18 protein-coding genes are annotated in these 15456 nt (G+C 59.4%); 3 read left to right on the top strand and 15 right to left on the bottom strand.

Going from position 1 to position 15456, the window contains the following annotated elements; genetic code table 11:
* Window positions 1-282: 282 nt before the first annotated feature.
* The gene (locus EGM97_RS22730) at window positions 283-1122 is read right to left on the bottom strand and encodes an SDR family oxidoreductase (protein ID WP_238962857.1); all 840 of its coding nucleotides are present in this window, start codon (window positions 1120-1122) and stop codon (window positions 283-285) included.
* 86 nt (window positions 1123-1208) lie between these two features.
* Between EGM97_RS22730 and EGM97_RS22725 the strand changes: the two genes are divergently transcribed.
* On the top strand, window positions 1209-1619 hold the full coding sequence (locus EGM97_RS22725) for a winged helix-turn-helix transcriptional regulator (RefSeq protein WP_238962856.1): 411 nt from the start codon (window positions 1209-1211) through the stop codon (window positions 1617-1619).
* A gap of 30 nt (window positions 1620-1649) precedes the next feature.
* Here the strand turns inward: EGM97_RS22725 and EGM97_RS22720 are convergent, their stop codons facing one another.
* The 4 genes from EGM97_RS22720 to EGM97_RS22705 all read right to left on the bottom strand — a co-directional run bounded on the left by EGM97_RS22720 (window position 1650) and on the right by EGM97_RS22705 (window position 4386).
* The gene (locus EGM97_RS22720; RefSeq protein ID WP_165888016.1) at window positions 1650-2258 is read right to left on the bottom strand and encodes an alpha/beta fold hydrolase; all 609 of its coding nucleotides are present in this window, start codon (window positions 2256-2258) and stop codon (window positions 1650-1652) included.
* Window positions 2259-2290: 32 nt separating this feature from the next.
* Entirely contained in the window at window positions 2291-3454 is a 1164-nt protein-coding gene (locus EGM97_RS22715; protein ID WP_238962855.1) for an ATP-binding protein, read from the bottom strand.
* Window positions 3455-3651: 197 nt separating this feature from the next.
* The gene (locus EGM97_RS22710) at window positions 3652-3894 is read right to left on the bottom strand and encodes a hypothetical protein (RefSeq protein ID WP_092180543.1); all 243 of its coding nucleotides are present in this window, start codon (window positions 3892-3894) and stop codon (window positions 3652-3654) included.
* A 12-nt stretch (window positions 3895-3906) separates the two neighbouring features.
* Window positions 3907-4386, bottom strand: a complete 480-nt coding sequence (locus EGM97_RS22705; RefSeq protein ID WP_238962854.1) for a hypothetical protein — start codon at window positions 4384-4386, stop codon at window positions 3907-3909.
* 346 nt (window positions 4387-4732) lie between these two features.
* Here EGM97_RS22705 and EGM97_RS22700 point away from each other — a divergent pair, with 346 nt between their 5' ends.
* Complete coding sequence (locus EGM97_RS22700; RefSeq protein WP_238962860.1) at window positions 4733-5176, top strand: Lrp/AsnC family transcriptional regulator; 444 nt, start codon at window positions 4733-4735, stop codon at window positions 5174-5176.
* On the opposite strand, the gene EGM97_RS22695 is transcribed toward EGM97_RS22700, so the two are convergent.
* The 6 genes from EGM97_RS22695 to EGM97_RS22670 form a co-directional block, all read right to left on the bottom strand.
* Entirely contained in the window at window positions 5142-5813 is a 672-nt protein-coding gene (locus EGM97_RS22695; RefSeq protein ID WP_238962853.1) for a phenylalanine--tRNA ligase beta subunit-related protein, read from the bottom strand. The genes EGM97_RS22700 and EGM97_RS22695 overlap by 35 nt on opposite strands.
* On the bottom strand, window positions 5806-7050 hold the full coding sequence (locus EGM97_RS22690; RefSeq protein WP_238962852.1) for an ATP-grasp domain-containing protein: 1245 nt from the start codon (window positions 7048-7050) through the stop codon (window positions 5806-5808). The genes EGM97_RS22695 and EGM97_RS22690 overlap by 8 nt, the downstream gene beginning before the upstream one ends.
* 11 nt (window positions 7051-7061) lie before the next feature.
* Window positions 7062-8234: an MFS transporter gene (locus EGM97_RS22685; RefSeq protein ID WP_238962851.1), complete on the bottom strand. Its 1173-nt coding sequence runs from the start codon at window positions 8232-8234 to the stop codon at window positions 7062-7064.
* Between the two features lie 32 nt (window positions 8235-8266).
* Window positions 8267-8518, bottom strand: a complete 252-nt coding sequence (locus EGM97_RS22680; protein ID WP_238962850.1) for a hypothetical protein — start codon at window positions 8516-8518, stop codon at window positions 8267-8269.
* Between the two features lie 324 nt (window positions 8519-8842).
* A complete protein-coding gene (locus EGM97_RS22675) occupies window positions 8843-9274 on the bottom strand; it encodes a hypothetical protein (RefSeq protein ID WP_238962849.1) in 432 nt (143 codons plus the stop codon).
* Window positions 9275-9566: 292 nt separating this feature from the next.
* The gene (locus EGM97_RS22670; RefSeq protein WP_238962848.1) at window positions 9567-10733 is read right to left on the bottom strand and encodes an MFS transporter; all 1167 of its coding nucleotides are present in this window, start codon (window positions 10731-10733) and stop codon (window positions 9567-9569) included.
* Window positions 10734-10827: 94 nt separating this feature from the next.
* Between EGM97_RS22670 and EGM97_RS22665 the strand changes: the two genes are divergently transcribed.
* Complete coding sequence (locus EGM97_RS22665) at window positions 10828-11721, top strand: LysR family transcriptional regulator (RefSeq protein WP_238962847.1); 894 nt, start codon at window positions 10828-10830, stop codon at window positions 11719-11721.
* A gap of 7 nt (window positions 11722-11728) precedes the next feature.
* On the opposite strand, the gene EGM97_RS22660 is transcribed toward EGM97_RS22665, so the two are convergent.
* The 4 genes from EGM97_RS22660 to EGM97_RS22645 form a co-directional block, all read right to left on the bottom strand.
* Window positions 11729-12604 (bottom strand): hypothetical protein, encoded by an 876-nt coding sequence (locus EGM97_RS22660; protein ID WP_238962846.1) that lies wholly within the window; start codon window positions 12602-12604, stop codon window positions 11729-11731.
* Window positions 12605-12887: 283 nt separating this feature from the next.
* A complete protein-coding gene (locus EGM97_RS22655) occupies window positions 12888-13700 on the bottom strand; it encodes an alpha/beta fold hydrolase (RefSeq protein WP_238962845.1) in 813 nt (270 codons plus the stop codon).
* Window positions 13701-13771: 71 nt separating this feature from the next.
* Window positions 13772-14629 (bottom strand): alpha/beta fold hydrolase, encoded by an 858-nt coding sequence (locus tag EGM97_RS22650; RefSeq protein ID WP_238962844.1) that lies wholly within the window; start codon window positions 14627-14629, stop codon window positions 13772-13774.
* Between the two features lie 110 nt (window positions 14630-14739).
* Complete coding sequence (locus tag EGM97_RS22645) at window positions 14740-15387, bottom strand: ferric reductase-like transmembrane domain-containing protein (RefSeq protein ID WP_238962843.1); 648 nt, start codon at window positions 15385-15387, stop codon at window positions 14740-14742.
* Window positions 15388-15456 lie beyond the last annotated feature (69 nt).

Genomic DNA, 15456 nt, shown 5'->3' with positions numbered 1-15456 from the left:
GCCTCGCGTTTGAATTCAGCGGAAAAGGAACGACGTTGCTTGGTCATCAGACACCTCTATCTGGCGAGCATTCTCGCCTAAATGGGTGTCCGGTTTCATTAGACCACTACAGCCTCTTTATGAGTGCTTCGCACTCAAGCGGGAGCAAGCTCCCTCGCCACGGGAGTTCGAGCCGCTGTCGGGGGCTCAGGTAGCTTTTCGTCCGTGGGTCTCATCACCCACTGCGTGCCGGTTTATCCCGACCGGCACGCGAATCCATTGTCCTGCCCTTGGTTCGGCTAATTAACCCAAAGACTCCCCAACCGCCGTAGTCCTCCGCCCAATCAACCGCCCCAACACCCCACTCTCATCAAACAACGCCCCTTTCGCCGCCGCCGCATCAGAATCCGCCAGCAACGCCGCCAACCCCGCCGGCAGTCCCACACTGATCAACACCCCCTCAAACTCAGCCTGCGGCAAATTCTGATAAACCACCGGCTTACCCGTTTTCTGGCTGATCAACGCAGCCAGTTCAGTCAAGGTGTAGCTGCTGTCCCCCGCCAGTTCATAGACCTTGCCCGCCTGCCCTTCAGTGGTCAGCACCACCGCGGCGGCTTGGGCGTAGTCGGCACGGGGCGCGGAGCTGATGCGGCCCTCGCCGGCGCTGCCGAGCAGGACGCCATGTTCCACGGCGCTTGGTACGTTCGCCAGGTAGTTTTCGGCGTACCAGCCGTTGCGCAGCAAGACGTAGGGCACGCCCGAGGCTTTCAAGGCGGCTTCGGTATCGCGGTGTTCAGCGGCCAGGCCCAGGGTGGAGGTGTCGGCGTGCAGGACGCTGGTGTAGGCCAGGAGCGAGACACCTGCGGCCTTGGCGGCATCGATCACGGCGCGGTGTTGGGCGGCGCGGCTGCCCAGTTCATTGGAGGAGATCAACAGCAGTTTATCGACGCCTTTGAGCGCGGCAGTCAATGTGGCCGGTTGGTTGTAGTCGGCGGTGCGTACCACCACGCCCCGTGCGGCCAGGTCCTGGACTTTGCCGGGGTCTCGGACCAGGGCGACGATTTGCCCGGCGGGCACGCGTTCAAGCAAGGACTGGATAACGAGACGGCCCAGTTGGCCGGAGGCTCCGGTGATGGCGATCATGACAAATACCTTGATGGGGAAAGGACGAAAAGCCATCCTAGGGACCAAGGTAACTTTTTGTAAGTACGTACATAAAGGTAAGTATCGTGGACACAGCCACCGAAAATTCCGAGTCGTTCAGCGCCGCTGTTCGACGCGGCGATGTACTGAGCGCCGACTGCCCTTCTCGGGAGATTCTCAAGCACATGACCAGCCGCTGGGGCGTGCTGGTGCTGGTCATTTTGCTGGGTGGGATGCACCGCTTCAGCGAACTGCGCCGCAAGATCGGCGGGGTCAGTGAGAAGATGCTGTCGCAGACGTTGCAGGAGCTTGAGGCGGATGGGTTGGTCGACCGCAAGTCGCTGCCGGTGGTGCCGCCGCATGTGGAGTACCGCTTGACGCCGTTGGGGCGGGAGGCGGCGGAGCATCTTGAGGTGATGGTGAATTGGATCGAGGAGAAGATTCCGCAGATTATGGCGGTGCGGCGGGGTCGGTTGGAGGGTGGAGCGCGGGAGTGATTGGGCTGCTCGACGGGGCCCCGCTCACTCTCAGGCCAGATGCCTGTCGATCAGCCTCGCCACTTCATCGGCGTGGGTAAAGCCCAGGCTGTGATCGGCGCCAGGAAACACATGCAGCTCCGCGCGGGGCAGCAGACGAGCAAGACGCTGGCCGACACGAACCGGGCTGATCGGGTCCGCATCACCCCACAGGAGCAGAACCGGCATGCGCAACTCGGCCAACCGCAGCGTGAGGTCGGTGCGGTCGTCGAGAAACCACCTCGGCAGCGTGGGGTTGGCGGCGGCAAATTCCGGGCGCCAGTCCTGCGCGTCCAGATCGGACATATCCACACCGCCGGAGGTGACGGTCAGCGTCAGATGTGTGATCAGCTCCGGGCGTTCAAGCGCTGCCAGCACCGCGACGATACCGCCCATGGATTGCGCCACCAACGCGGTGGGCTGGTCGATTTCGGCCAGCACGCGGGTCGCCAGATCTTGCATGCCGGCGATCTCAGGCGAGGGTGGCGTGTCGCCAAAGCCGGGCCAGCCGATATGGCGTTGCTGTGCTGGGCGGGTCAGGCGTTCGGCGACTGGGTGCCAGAATTGGGTGTTGCCGGAGGCGCCGGGAAGGAAGAGGAGTTTGGTGGGGGAAGGGGGCATGGGCTGGCGCTTGCTCGGGAACATTGCAGGTTTCACACCTGACGCCGCATATATTCCGCGAAAAGTGGAACCGTGAAATTCAGGTAACCGTGATCGGTGCTGTAGATCATACCCTTGGAAATGATGTTGGCCCGAGTCGGTCCAAGTGATGATTGGGAACGTCCCATCGCCTTCGCAATATCAGCGATGGCATAAGGGCCGTCACCCAGCTCGGACATGGTCTTCACAAACTGCACTTCCGAAGGTGTAAGCCGATCAATGCGGACCCTGAAGAAACCCGCGTCAAGAGAGGCCAATGTCTCGGCATAAGAGTGCTCGACATCGTCAACAGTAATTTCAGGCCCCTCGGCGTTGTTCCATGCCGTGGAAGCCCACTCTTGAAGGAAGAAAGGATAGCCCTGCGTCCGATCAACGATACTGTCCAGAGCTGCAGTGTCTATAGAGGCTTCCTCCTCCACGATCGGCTTTTGAACAGCTTGAACAGCAGACGCTTGATCAAGCGCCCCCACCTCCGGATAAAGGAAAAGCCGCTCGGCATATGACTTCGCTTCACCCGCCAGCCGGGCGACTTGCGGAAGACCAGCACCGACCAGCAATACCGGAAGCCCTTCTTGCGACATGTGATGGACAGAGACAATCAGCGCCGATAGATCTGCTTCGGTGAGGTATTGCACTTCATCGATGAGCAGAACCCAGCCTTTGCCGGCGGCCTGTGCCGCTTCACCTATTACAGTAAAAAGATCTGGAAGATCGTATTGAAGATTTCCGCTATCCGCGAGGCCGGGCTCAGGCTCGACACCGATCTCGATGCCGCCGATATCAATCTTGAAAATGGATGCAAAACTGCGAAGCCCTTTCAGCCCACGATTGGCGATTTGCTTGGCAGCCTCAACGCTGGATAGCGCGCGCATGACCTTTCGCATTTCAGGGTAAAGAAGACGCGCAAGGCTTTCACGTTCTGGCGACTCGACCTTGGAGACGAGAAGGCCTTCTTGCTTTGCAATTTTTCCTATCTCATTCAACAGGACTGTCTTACCCGTGCCCCTCAACCCAAGGAGCATGATGGAACGCGCACTTCGCCCATTGATGGCCCGTCCACAGGCAATTCTTGCTGCCTCAAGAATCTGGTCGCGCCCCGCCAATTCAGGGGGCCTGCTGCCCGCGCCGGGCGCAAACGGATTACGGTAGGGATCCATGTCGACCTCACAAAATAGCAAAATCTATAGAAATATAGCCAAAGCTAGCCTAACAAGCTAGCTTTGGCTATACATTGCTAGCATCCAATAGATGTGGATTTATTTCTGATGTTTTCCATGCGTGCTGCGCACTGGAACGCCAGTCCGGTCAAGCGGGAGCAAACTCCCTCGCCACAGGGCAAATCTGCCCCCTTGTTTCAGCCAACCTGCTCAAACCGCCGCCGCCTCATGAACAACCCCATCCCAATCGCCACGGCAAAAGCCGCCCACAACCCCAGATCAAACCCCAACAAGCGGCTCTGACCTGCCCCAAAGGAACCAACCGCACCCGCCGCCACCAACGCCACTCCCAGCCACTTGCGCAGCAGATACGGCTTGAGAAACCGATCGAGCAGAAAGGACACCAGCAAGGCAATGACCAATTGAGTAATGTCGGACATGTACGTCTCCAGTCAGGTCTTGATGATTAACGTCGAAAGGGTGCGTTGCGGGCCGATACCGCCGTTGACCTGCGCCTCGATGCTGACCAGCACATCGCCCGCATGGTAGGTGGGTAGGGTTTCATTGACATACCTGCGCACACCGGCCCCTACAGTTGCCGCCACGGAGGAGGGGGCCACAGCCTTGGCGGCGGCAGCGAAAGCAGTGGTGGCAAGATTGGCGATCGTGGTGCGTTGGGCATTGAGGGCATCGCCCTGTTGCCGGGTCAACGGCTTGGAGATGCCGATCATCATCAAGCACGGCAGGTTCTTGGCCTGCATCTTGTCGTATACCTCGACGACCTTGCTGTTGACTTCATAGTGGGCGCTTTTCGCTTCGCCAAAATGCAGCTCGCGCAGACGTCCGCGTTCACTGTCGGTGAGGGTGATCTGCGAGACGTTGAAGACGATCCCGTGATTGCCCATGTATTGGAAAGTCCCTTCGAACTTCATCGCCCGTATCCTTTCGAGACAAAAGGGGGCGATTTTCTACAAGGTGCAGATTGGATTCAAATTATTTCGACTTGCTTGCGGGCTGGATTGGTCGGCGCCTGCTGCCTGCTATTAGAAGGATCCTCTACTGTGAAACGAGGTCACTCTCTGACAAGCCTGTAGGTAATCACTGTCCAGCTCTGGACACGTCGCAGAAAAACCCATTAGCTATACATCTTGATACATGCTTTATAACCAAGCTGGGCTTGGTCAAATAGGGATGTTCGCACCGCGGGTAGGGACATAGTTCCAGGACGGACGGCGGGATTGTTATGAAGAGCGAAACCACACGGAAACATAAGTGAGCATGATGCCAGACCTCGACAGCACCGACTTAAAGATCCTCGAAATCCTCACTTCGGACGCACGCACCAGTATTTCGGACATCGCTCGCCGCGTGCACAAGTCCCGGACTGCCGTCGAAGCGCGGGTCGCCCGGATGGAGGCACAGGGGCCCATTCTTGGATATACCACGCGCCTCGCCGCGCCAACGAATGAAGCACCTTGTCATACCGCGTTCATGCAGTTCACCCACACCCGGCCAAATCTGTGCGCTCAGGTGTGGGAGTACATCAAAGACAAGCCTGGCGTGATTGAAGCATTCTCACTGTTCGGCGACGTCGATTTGCTCGTGCGCTACGACCATACCCACATCAGCAACGTGATTGAGTTCAAGGAGAGCGCTCTGGCTACAGGGCTGGTGAAAAGCGTGACCATCATGCCGGTGTTGCGACATTGGCCGGAGCAGTAACCGGCACCGTCCAAACGCGTAACTGGGGGCAAGTGGCTTTAATAAGCTGCACCGCAAGACTCAACAGCTCGTCGCTGAAGGATGCATCGACCTGGTGATGCCCAAGTGATACGAGCAACACCGCCTTCGTCTCCTCGCTGATGCGGAACGGCTCCGCATCCACGTCCTTCCCACCGATACAGGCCATCAGTTCATCCCCGGTGCCATATACGATGCTGCCTGCCGCCACGGGCCGCGAGCGGCTTTGAAACAGCGGAGTGATACGGTCGCCCGGCTGAGCCAAGCGGACCTCCAGGCAAGCGGGCTTCTCGCTCACGCTATGGCCACCGACACTGGCGCCAAATGTGAGCGCAGCCAGGTTGTAGGCGTCGACCACGTCATTGATGCACAGCACGCCCTTCTCCAGGCAACGCTCCATCAATTTGAGGTTGGCCGGTCGAGTGTCCACGAAGCCCAATGCGTGCAGCTGCTCTTGATAGCCTTGCACGGCCGGTGTCGCGATAAAGCTGGCGAACTCGGCGCGCAGTTGTTCGATACGCGCCGCCAAGGCTTGTTCATGCACCCGGCTCGACGTGACCTCTATGCCTCCAAGGTACACCGCTCGGGCCTGTTGGATATTCAATGCCGATTCAATCATGGAAGCACGGCTCCAGAATTTGTCGCACGCGAGCTTCGGCCTGGTCGAGCTCGGCCAGGTCACTTGCGGCCAGCCAGACGATGCCAGGGCAGGTGGCCAGGTCTCGGGTCAGTGGCAACCGCTGGTCCGCGTCCATGAAACGTTTGAAACCCTGGAAAGCCCCAACGGCGCGCAGCTGTTGCAGCGCTTGCTCGCCGACTTCAAGGAGGGCACCTTCTCGCTGGGTTACCAGGAATACGATCCGGCCCTGTTGCCGCAGGCGGCTGGTGGCTGGGTACGCGACCGGCTCATGGATATACGTGGAAATCGCCACCGACAGCAGGTCCGGTTCGTAGCACTGTTTGAAAAGGCTAGGCGCCACGCCACCGTGCAGCCGTGCACCGGCCTCGATCATGACCGGCCCTGCGGGGCTGTCGATCAACTCCATGTGCAGGGGTCCGAAGCGTACATCCAAGGCCGAGGCACAGGCCCTGGCGTAGGCCACCAACGCGCTGGTCTCAGCGTCGGTGGGGTCCAGGACCTCAAGGCCTTCGTACACGAAACGCGAGCCGTTGTGCTCGGCCTTACGGTAGCGGCACAGGCTCGACACATGGATACCCTGGGCTGACACCACCATATCGACTACATACTCAGGACCTGATACAAACTCCTGAATCAGATAGCGCCCCTTGGGCTCCCCCAAAGCGTTGCTGCCAAGCCAGTCCAGGCTCGCCAGCGCCTGTTCGAGGCGACTGCGTCCTTGGACCAGTTCCACGCCATCCGTCATAAACGAATTGACCGGTTTGAGCACGAACTCGCCCTGCTCAGAAAAGTGTCCCAATACGGCTTGTGCATCATCCGGCGAGCTGACCTCGATGCTGGGGATATGCCGTAAGCCGGCATTGGCAATGGCGTGCTGCATGGCATTCTTGTCTCGCCGCCAGGCCGACGTTTCCGGGGCATTGCCGGAAACGCCGAAGTGCTGTGCCAGTTGGTCGGCCACCCGAACGCCCAGCTCACTGCCCGCCACGACCGCACAAACTTGTCGAGGGTCGATCAACGCAACGATCTCCGTCGCGGCGATCAGTTCGGCCTGCTCGAAACCTTCACCCGTGAACGCCTTGATGAAACGCTCGGGAACCGTGGGCGCTGAAAGGACAGCATGGCAGCGGTAGCCTTTGGCCTTGAACAGCGGTGCGTAGAGAGCCCCAGTCGAGAAAGGGTCAACGATCAGAATCACGTCTTTTTCATGCTTCATGGAATTTTCTCTTAGCGCACCATTACAGCGCGTGGTGGATTCAGCCGGGTCATGACGACCGTCAGCATCAACAACACACCAACGCCCACGAACACATAAGGCGCGGCCGTGCGGCCAAACGCGTAGTCACTGACAAGGAAGCCCACGCACAGCGGGGCCGCCGACTGCAATACGATGAAATAAAGAGAACTGGTCGCGGCCAGGCTATTGGCCTGTTCGGGTGTGGTTGCCAGCTCGATCAAGTGTTGGCGTATGGATATGCGCAGGGTGTTGATGCTGAATCCCACCAGCACGCATACACCTATGGACAGCAACGGCAGCGGGCTGAACGCGAGTACGTAATCTGCCGCGACCAGCAGCCCCGCGAACAGCAGTGCGTTGAGCCTTGGCAAGGGCAGGATCGCCGCAGCGAAGGCGCCCAACCCGGCCACGCCGCTGGCCAAGCCGAACTCGGCGGAACTCCAGCCGTTCAATCCCTGATACACAAGCGGAACCATGGTATTGAATGAGCCGATATGGAAACCGATCATGCCCAGCACCAGGCACAGCAGGACCACGCCACTACCCGCCGATACTGCCGCCGGGGCAGCACCGGTCTGACGGTTGGCCGAAGCCGATGGTTGCCCCGCATTGACCCCGGCCATGGAGACTAAGGCGATGACGATAAGCGACACAGCGCCCATCCCATAGACCAGGGTCGGCAGCGAGGCTTTGTCCAGAATCAGTCCGCCCAGGAACGAGCCAGAAAAAGCCCCCAACTGAAATGCGGTCTGCATCCAGCGTGCGGAGCGCCCGCTATCGATCAAGCCAGCCAACACCTGCTTGGTATTGGCCGCTTCATACGCGCTGGTAGTGATGTAGTTGAGGATGCCCACCAGCAGCGCCGTCAAGATAAAGCCATTCAAGGTTTCCAGTAGGCCACTTGCCGCGATCAGCGCCAGCACTGCATAGACAGCGGTGCGCACTAGGACCACGCCGCGTACCGTGAGGCGGGTGCTGTCCAGCGCGGGAAACACCCTGCGCAAAGTGAACGGGACAAAGGCACTCAGGCCAAGCAGCACACCCAGCAGCAACGGCGAGGAAGTGCCCCGAAGCGCCGCCCAGATCAAACCAATCAACAGCGCCATGTCGGTCAAGGCAGATACCGACACCACGGCATAGAAGCTCGCTACATGGCGATTCATGAGCACATGTCCTCACGTTGTGCTGCGATCATTTACGCCTGCCGCAGTTGGCTGGCGGTGAATACCGGGTGCTGTTCGCAGCGCACTTCAAACAATCCCAGGTCATGACCGTCCACATCTTGGAGATGAATGACAGTGATGAAGGTTGGGGATTCCTCTGGATGGTCCTGCCAATGAGCCAGAGCGGCGAGTTCAGCCAGATCTTCGGGAGTACACAAGCCGACGTAACTCGACGGTAACGAAAGCTGACCCACCAGTGTGTTGGCGCTATAGCGAATGATCATGCCTTCCCAAAACCCGCTTTAATGACCTGGGACCGGGCCAGGCCTGACAGCGGGTGTTTGCGCACGACATCGAGTGCATTTTCCAGCAGGGCCTCGTCCATGTGTATCGCGAGCATTTCCAGATATCCTTATTTAGCTGGCTGAAACTACGGGCTATTGTCTACACATAGTCAGCAAGTTAAATAAGCAAATTTAGAGTTTCATTAGTTAAAACGGCGTAAGCGTTAGTGAATTTCACTACGACAGCGACCGCTCGCAGCAGATGACTTATCCGCGCTCGAGCTCCATTGCGTGGGGCGGGCACTCGAATAGTTGGCGGTGGAATTATGCCGCAGACTCTCCCTGGTGACTAGGATCAGCCCTTTTGATGCCATAAAGCTGCAGCTGGTAATAAATATAAAAACAGGAAGCCGTTAAGAATATCAAGAAAGTTGGCAAATGGTTTGTATGCAACCAGTAAATCAGGTTTTCAACTAATAGGGCTGCCGTTACGATAGTAGCCAGAATACTTATAAATTTCGTAAGAAGGGTACAGGGCGAGTTGTTTAATCTTCTTGATCGATAACGTCGCTGCAGCCCTAGAGCCAGCAACGATAGGAATAGGGTGCCGATAATTGCTGCGAATGGGATGGCAATAATGTCGTGCTCGACTGCATACAAGTTATTCTCAAAGTTTGAGTATAAATTGTAGCCGCCAATTATTGGTGTAGCGGAGAGAGTTGCTAAATACAATAACAACGAATGTCGCATCTTCATATTTTTTGTCCTTGCATTATGGCAACAGCACTATAAAAGCAGGACACTTCGCAAAATAAATATGCTGTGACCGAAACTGCTTATCTGGATTTCCAATTAATCATGGAGTCGCAGAAGTCTCAATACCTCAAGGGCAGCCTGGGAGATGGACTACAGGGCTTTCGGAATAAGGGGACGAATTTATTTCCAATATTAAATACGCTCCCTTTTCCCATTCAGCTAATCTGCTCAAACCACCGACGTTTCAGGCCCAAGGCCACCGCAAAGTTCAGCGGGGGTAGTCCTTCTCCAATCACACCACCGAAGCCTCAACCCCTCTCGAACGCCAGGCAAACCCCAGCACCATCAGCAACCCCACCCCCGCCATCGCCGCGCCGGCCAGGGGGATCGCCGGGTAGCCCAGCCCGGCGTTGATCACCGCGCCACCCAGGGCCGCGCCGATGGCGTTGCCGAAATTGAAGGCCCCGATATTTACCGCCGAGGCCAGGTTGGGAGCGTCCTTGGCGGCTTCCATCACGCGCATCTGCAAGGGCGGTACCAGGGCGAAGCTGGCGATGCCCCAGACCAGGATGGCCACGCTGGTCGGCAGCGACCAGCGCATCAGGACGGTGAACGCCAGCAAGACGACGATGAGCACGCTCAGGGAAACGATCAGGGTGCGGTCTATCGAACGATCGGCCGCCCTGCCGCCCCACATGTTGCCCAGTGTCAGCCCCACACCAAACAGCACCAGCATGGCCGTGATGAAGGGGGTGGATGCGTGGGTTTCGCTGCTCAGGATCGGCGCGATGTAAGTGAAGACGGTGAACATCGCCCCCGAGCCGACCACGGTGAGGGCCAGCGCGGCCAGTACCGGGCCACGACCGAGTACGCGGATTTCCGCCGCTGCGCCCCCGCTTTTCGGCAGGGGGACATCGGGCAGGGCGAACCACAACGCGGCCATGGCCAACACGCCGAGGCCGGTGATGCCCCAGAAGGCCGTGCGCCAGCCGAACAGATCGCCAAACCAGGTAGCCAGCGGCACGCCGCCGATGGTCGCCAGGGTCAGGCCCATGAACATGGCGGCGACTGCGCCTGCGCGTTTTTCCGGGGCGACCACGCTGGCGGCGACGATGGAGCCGACGCCAAAGAACGCGCCGTGGTTCAGCGAGGTCACCACCCTGGCCGCCAGCAGGCTGTAGTAATCGGTCGCCAGCGCCGACATCAGGTTGCCCAGGGTGAATATGGCCATCAGCCCGATCAGCAGATAGCGCCGGGGGACCCTGCCGGTGGTCAGGGTCATCAGCGGCGCGCCCAGCAGTACGCCCATGGCGTAGGCACTGACGAGCAGGCCTGCCGCCGGAATGGAAACGCCGAGGTCCGCCGCGATGCCAGGCAACATGCCCATGGGCGCGAACTCGGTGACGCCGATGCCAAAGGCACCGATAGCGAGTGCAACGAGGGGTGGATTGATCTGCATGGAAGTCTCCTTATCTGTGCCGTAGATGCTACGATCCTGGATTTCCTGGCGGTAGATCGCTTTTTCTACAAACACTTATGCGCAAGGAGCACAAATGGACATTCAGGGCCGGTCAGGTGAAATGACGGTGTTCGCCACGGTGGCGCAGGAAGGCAGCCTCTCGGCGGCGGCGCGGGCATTGGGGCTGACGCCTTCGGCAGTCAGCCGGATCATCGCGCGCACCGAGCAACGGCTTGGCACCCGCCTGCTGTTGCGCACCACTCGGGCAATCACCTTCACCACCGAGGGCGAAGCTTACCTGCGCGCCGCCCGGCGGATCCTGGCCGACATGGCCGAGGTCGAAGAAGCCATTGCCGACCAGGGCGTGCCCAAGGGGCGTCTGCGGGTCAGTGCAGCGCTCGGCCACGGGCGGCAGACCATCGTTCCGCTCGTGGCGGCGTTCAGTGCCCGCTATCCGAATATCGTCATCGATCTCAACCTGGGGGATGAAGTGGTCGATATTCTCGGCGGTCAGGCCGATGTGGCGGTGCGCTTCGGCCATCTGCCTGACAGCCCGCTGACGGCACGCAAGATCGGCGAAACCGGCCAGGTGGTGGTGGCTTCGCCGCACTATCTGGAGCGCCATGGCATTCCCCAGGAGCCGGAAGAGTTGCTGCGCCACAACTGCCTGCGCTTCAACTTCCGCCGTGCCGAACCCAACTGGCCATTCATCCGCAACGGGAAAGCGTTTTCCCTGAAGGTCAGCGGCAACATCGAATGCAGCAGTGGCGAGGCGCTCGCACGACTGGCACGGGTAGGCGCCGGCATCGCTCGTATCGGCGAGTTCAGCGTGGCCGAGGATCTGCGGCGCGGCGATCTGGTATCGCTACTGGATGCCTGGAACCCTGGCGACCGGGAGCCGATCCACGCCGTGTTCGTGGGCGGTGCGGCGATGCCGGCGCGGGTGCGGGTGTTCGTGGATTTCCTGGTGGAGCATCACCGGATGTGATGCTGAACTAGACGCCCCCTGGGTCATCCCCGGCTTGGCGCTTGCGTTTGACACCCCTTTTCGGCGGCTCCTCAGGTGCCCTTGTGTAGTGATATTTGACCCAGTCCCTCGCCCTCAATGCCCAGGGGTACTCCTGCCCCACAATGTCTTCACGATGTGACACTTCGGAATAGTTCTTTGCATATTTTCCCGTAATGGAGCCAAGGTTCGGTTTGAGGTTCTCTTCAAAATACTCAAATCTACTTGATCGGGTGTGCTCCAGTGCGTCGGTGCCTTTCCCCTTCCCCTGGGCGATGATGTACCACTGGAAGTCCGCCAGCTCCGGGTACAAAAAATAATGAACAAAGCGACAAACCCGAGGCTTGAGTGGCCAGGCATCCACCACAACCCACTCATCGGGTTTTTGTGTGCCCCCCACGCCAATCTTATCCGTGCTGGACATCGGGCCGATGATCGCGAAGGTATGTTCCACGGTCGTTGGGGACACCCATGCGGCGAAATATCGATCAGACAATATTTCCCTGGAGAGGGCGTAGGCAATTGCGCCCAACTGGTCACAATTGCCTCCCCCCGTGATGCGTACTACATCCAGCGCACGTTTCGGTCGGGTGGTGGGATGGTCGTAACGTTTAAAACCTTTTTCGCTCGGGACGTGCTCACGGCCTTGGTATTTTTCGTTATCGAGCTCGGCCAGCCAACGCGGTTCGTGTTTTTTGCGCTCCAGGTACTCATAAGTCGCTTGTGTTCGCACATGAGCTTCCCGAGTCAATGTCTGATTACCGGACCCATATTTGCGCAGTTCCAGAATGTGTCGCATGACCTTGTAAGACACACACATCAAATACCAGCGTGATAGGGAGTGGACTACCTCTTCAATGATCATAAATGCTCCATGGTCAACCCATCGTCATCCTTGCATGGAGCATAGGAGGATCGAAACGATTCGCCACTCAGGCGACCATGGGATGCAGTGCATCCACGTCCAACCAGACCAAAGCACTCTGACGCCGGCCAGGCCTGTAAGGTTTGTAAGGGACCAACCGTATTCGCGCTACCAGTACCGTCCCAAGTCAATTGCGTAGCAGATCCAAGTTTTGGGTTCTTCTCGAAACAACAGACGGATAAGCGAACCGGGCCTTTGGCGCCCAAGACCCGGTTCAGTGGAGTCAGCCCTTGGAACTGGCCTGGGCCGCTTCGATGATCAGCTCCGCGACTTTATCCGGGTTGGACGTCATCACCACGTGGGAGGCGCCTTGGACGGTGACGGTCTTTTTCGAGCCCGCACGGTCGGCCATGAACTTCAGGGCCGCTTCGGGGATGTTCTTGTCCGCCGAGCCGTAGATGAACCAGGACGGCGTTTTTTTCCAGGCCGGCTCGCCAGACGCTTCCTTCAAGGCAGCCTCGCTGATGGGGCGTTGGGTGGCGGCCATCAATGCGGACTCGGCCGCTGGAACGTCGGCGGCAAACTGTTGGCCGAATTTGTCCTGCTGGATGTAGAGGTCTTTATTGCCATCGTCCAGCGGCACCGGAGCGGCCAGGGTCGGCCCGAGGGTGCCGCCAGGGTAGCGGCCAGACAGTTCGATGGCGGTTTCGCCTTTTTCCGGCGCGAAAGCCGCGACATAGACAAGCGCCTTGACCCGCGGGTTGTCGTGCACCGCGTTGGTGATCACGGCGCCGCCGTAGGAGTGACCCACGAGGATGACCGGGCCGGCGGTGTGCTCGACGATGTCGGCGACGTAGTCGGCGTCCTGCTTTACACCGCGCAGCGGGTTGGCTGCAGCCACCACCGGGTAGCCCTGATTCAGTAAGCGGGCGGCCACGCCGTTCCAGCTGGATGATTCGGCGAATGCGCCATGCACCAGCACGACGGTGGGCTTGGCGGCGTCGGGTTGCGCGGCGGCGGTGCCAGGGAGGGAGGTCAGCGCCAGTGCAGCGGTGATGGTGGCGGCCAAGAGCGATTTGATATTGAACATGATCATTCCTTTTTCTTTATTCGTATGAGCCTTGGTCATGTGCCGCGCTGAGCGGCACACGGGCAGGTGCGATGGGTTTACTGGCCCAGGAAGTCCAACAGGTCCTGGTTCAGGCGGTCCTTATGGGTGTCGGTCAGGCCATGAGGCGCACCCGGATAAACCTTCAATTCAGCGTTCTGCACCAGCCGGGCGGCGGCATGGGCGGAGGCGTCAATCGGGACGATCTGGTCATCGTCGCCGTGCACGATCAGGGTCGGCACGTCGAACTTGGCCAGGTCGGCGCGGAAGTCCGTCGCCGAGAATGCCGCGATGCAGTCGTAGGTGTTTTTGTGACCGGCTTGCATGCCCTGCACCCAGAACGAATCGATCAGCCCTTGGGAGACTTTCGCTGCGTCGCGGTTGAAGCCGAAGAACGGGCCAGAGGCGATGTCGCGATACAGTTGCGAACGGTTGTCCAGCGAGGCCTGACGCAGGCCGTCGAACACTTCGATCGGCAGACCGCCCGGGTAGTCCTCGGTCTTGAGCATCATCGGCGGCACGGCGCTGATCAGGGCGGCCTTCTTCACCCGAGCGGTACCGTGGCGACCGATGTAGCGGGTGATTTCTCCGCCACCGGTGGAGAAGCCCACCAGGGTGACGTCTTTGAGATCCAGGGTGTTGATCACAGCGGCCAGGTCATCGGCGTAGTGATCCATGTCGTTGCCGTCCCACGGTTGGCTGGAGCGGCCATGGCCGCGGCGGTCGTGGGCGATGACCCGATAGCCCTTGTCCGCCAGGAACAGCATCTGCGACTCCCAGCTATCGGAATTCAGCGGCCAGCCATGGCTGAACGTCACGACCTGCCCCTCTTTCGGGCCCCAATCCTTGTAGTAGAGCTGTACGCCGTCCTGGGTGGTGATGTAGCTGCCGGCTTGGGTAGGGATGCGGGTGCTCATTCTTTTGCTTCCTTGTTGTGGGCAGTCGGGATGACCGCTTCTGAGAAATGTATGGGGGAGATAAGTCGTGCCTGTGAAAGCTGCTTCGTTTGCTGCCGATCGCGGGTCTGTCAGGAGGCGACCGCCGCCCGGCGCATCGACGCCTGCCTGGCTTGGCTGCGCTTGTTGGCCATGGCCAGCTTGCCCACCAGTCGAATCGCCACGGCGGCGCAGGTGATACCAAAGGGCAGCACGTACCAGTCGCTCATCGGGATGCGTTTGAAGTTGGAGAAGGCGAATACGGCGGCGATGATCCACATGCCGATGACATGCAACGCTTTCCAGGCCTTGGGCCCCAGCAGTCGGGCGGGTCCTTTGAATGAGGTCAGTGCCATCAACAGAATGAAGACGTAGGCGGTGCCGCCTGGGATGTTGTTCGCCACGGTGCGGGCGGGCCAGAACTCGGTATTGAGTTGCCCATAGGCGTAGATCAGCACGGCATGCACCAGGTGCGAGAAGGCAAAGGCGAGGCCGATGAAGCGCCTTTCGCGCACCAGTGCCTTGGAAAGCGCTGACGGCACCAGTACGGCAAAGGCCGACGCGGTGAATGCGATCAGAAACAGGGCGAAGGAGGAACGGGCGGTGGCGCGAATGGCGCTGCGCAATCCTTCGACAAGATCAGGGTGTACCGCTACGGTCGTGATGCTCATCGCGACCACCAAGACGGCGATCAGGCCGAACAGTTGCCAGCCCTGGGGGCGAAAGGTTGAGGTATTCATGACAAGAACTCCTGTAGTCAGGTCTCGCTATTCGGGGATCCGATGGCGAGTCGATGGGGAGAATTCTTG

Origin of the sequence: Pseudomonas sp. AF32 (assembly GCF_022342325.2) — a bacterium.
Taxonomy (GTDB): domain Bacteria; phylum Pseudomonadota; class Gammaproteobacteria; order Pseudomonadales; family Pseudomonadaceae; genus Aquipseudomonas; species Aquipseudomonas uvaldensis.
Note: the sequence above shows the minus strand (reverse complement) of the source record. Positions and strands in the feature narration are given on the sequence as shown.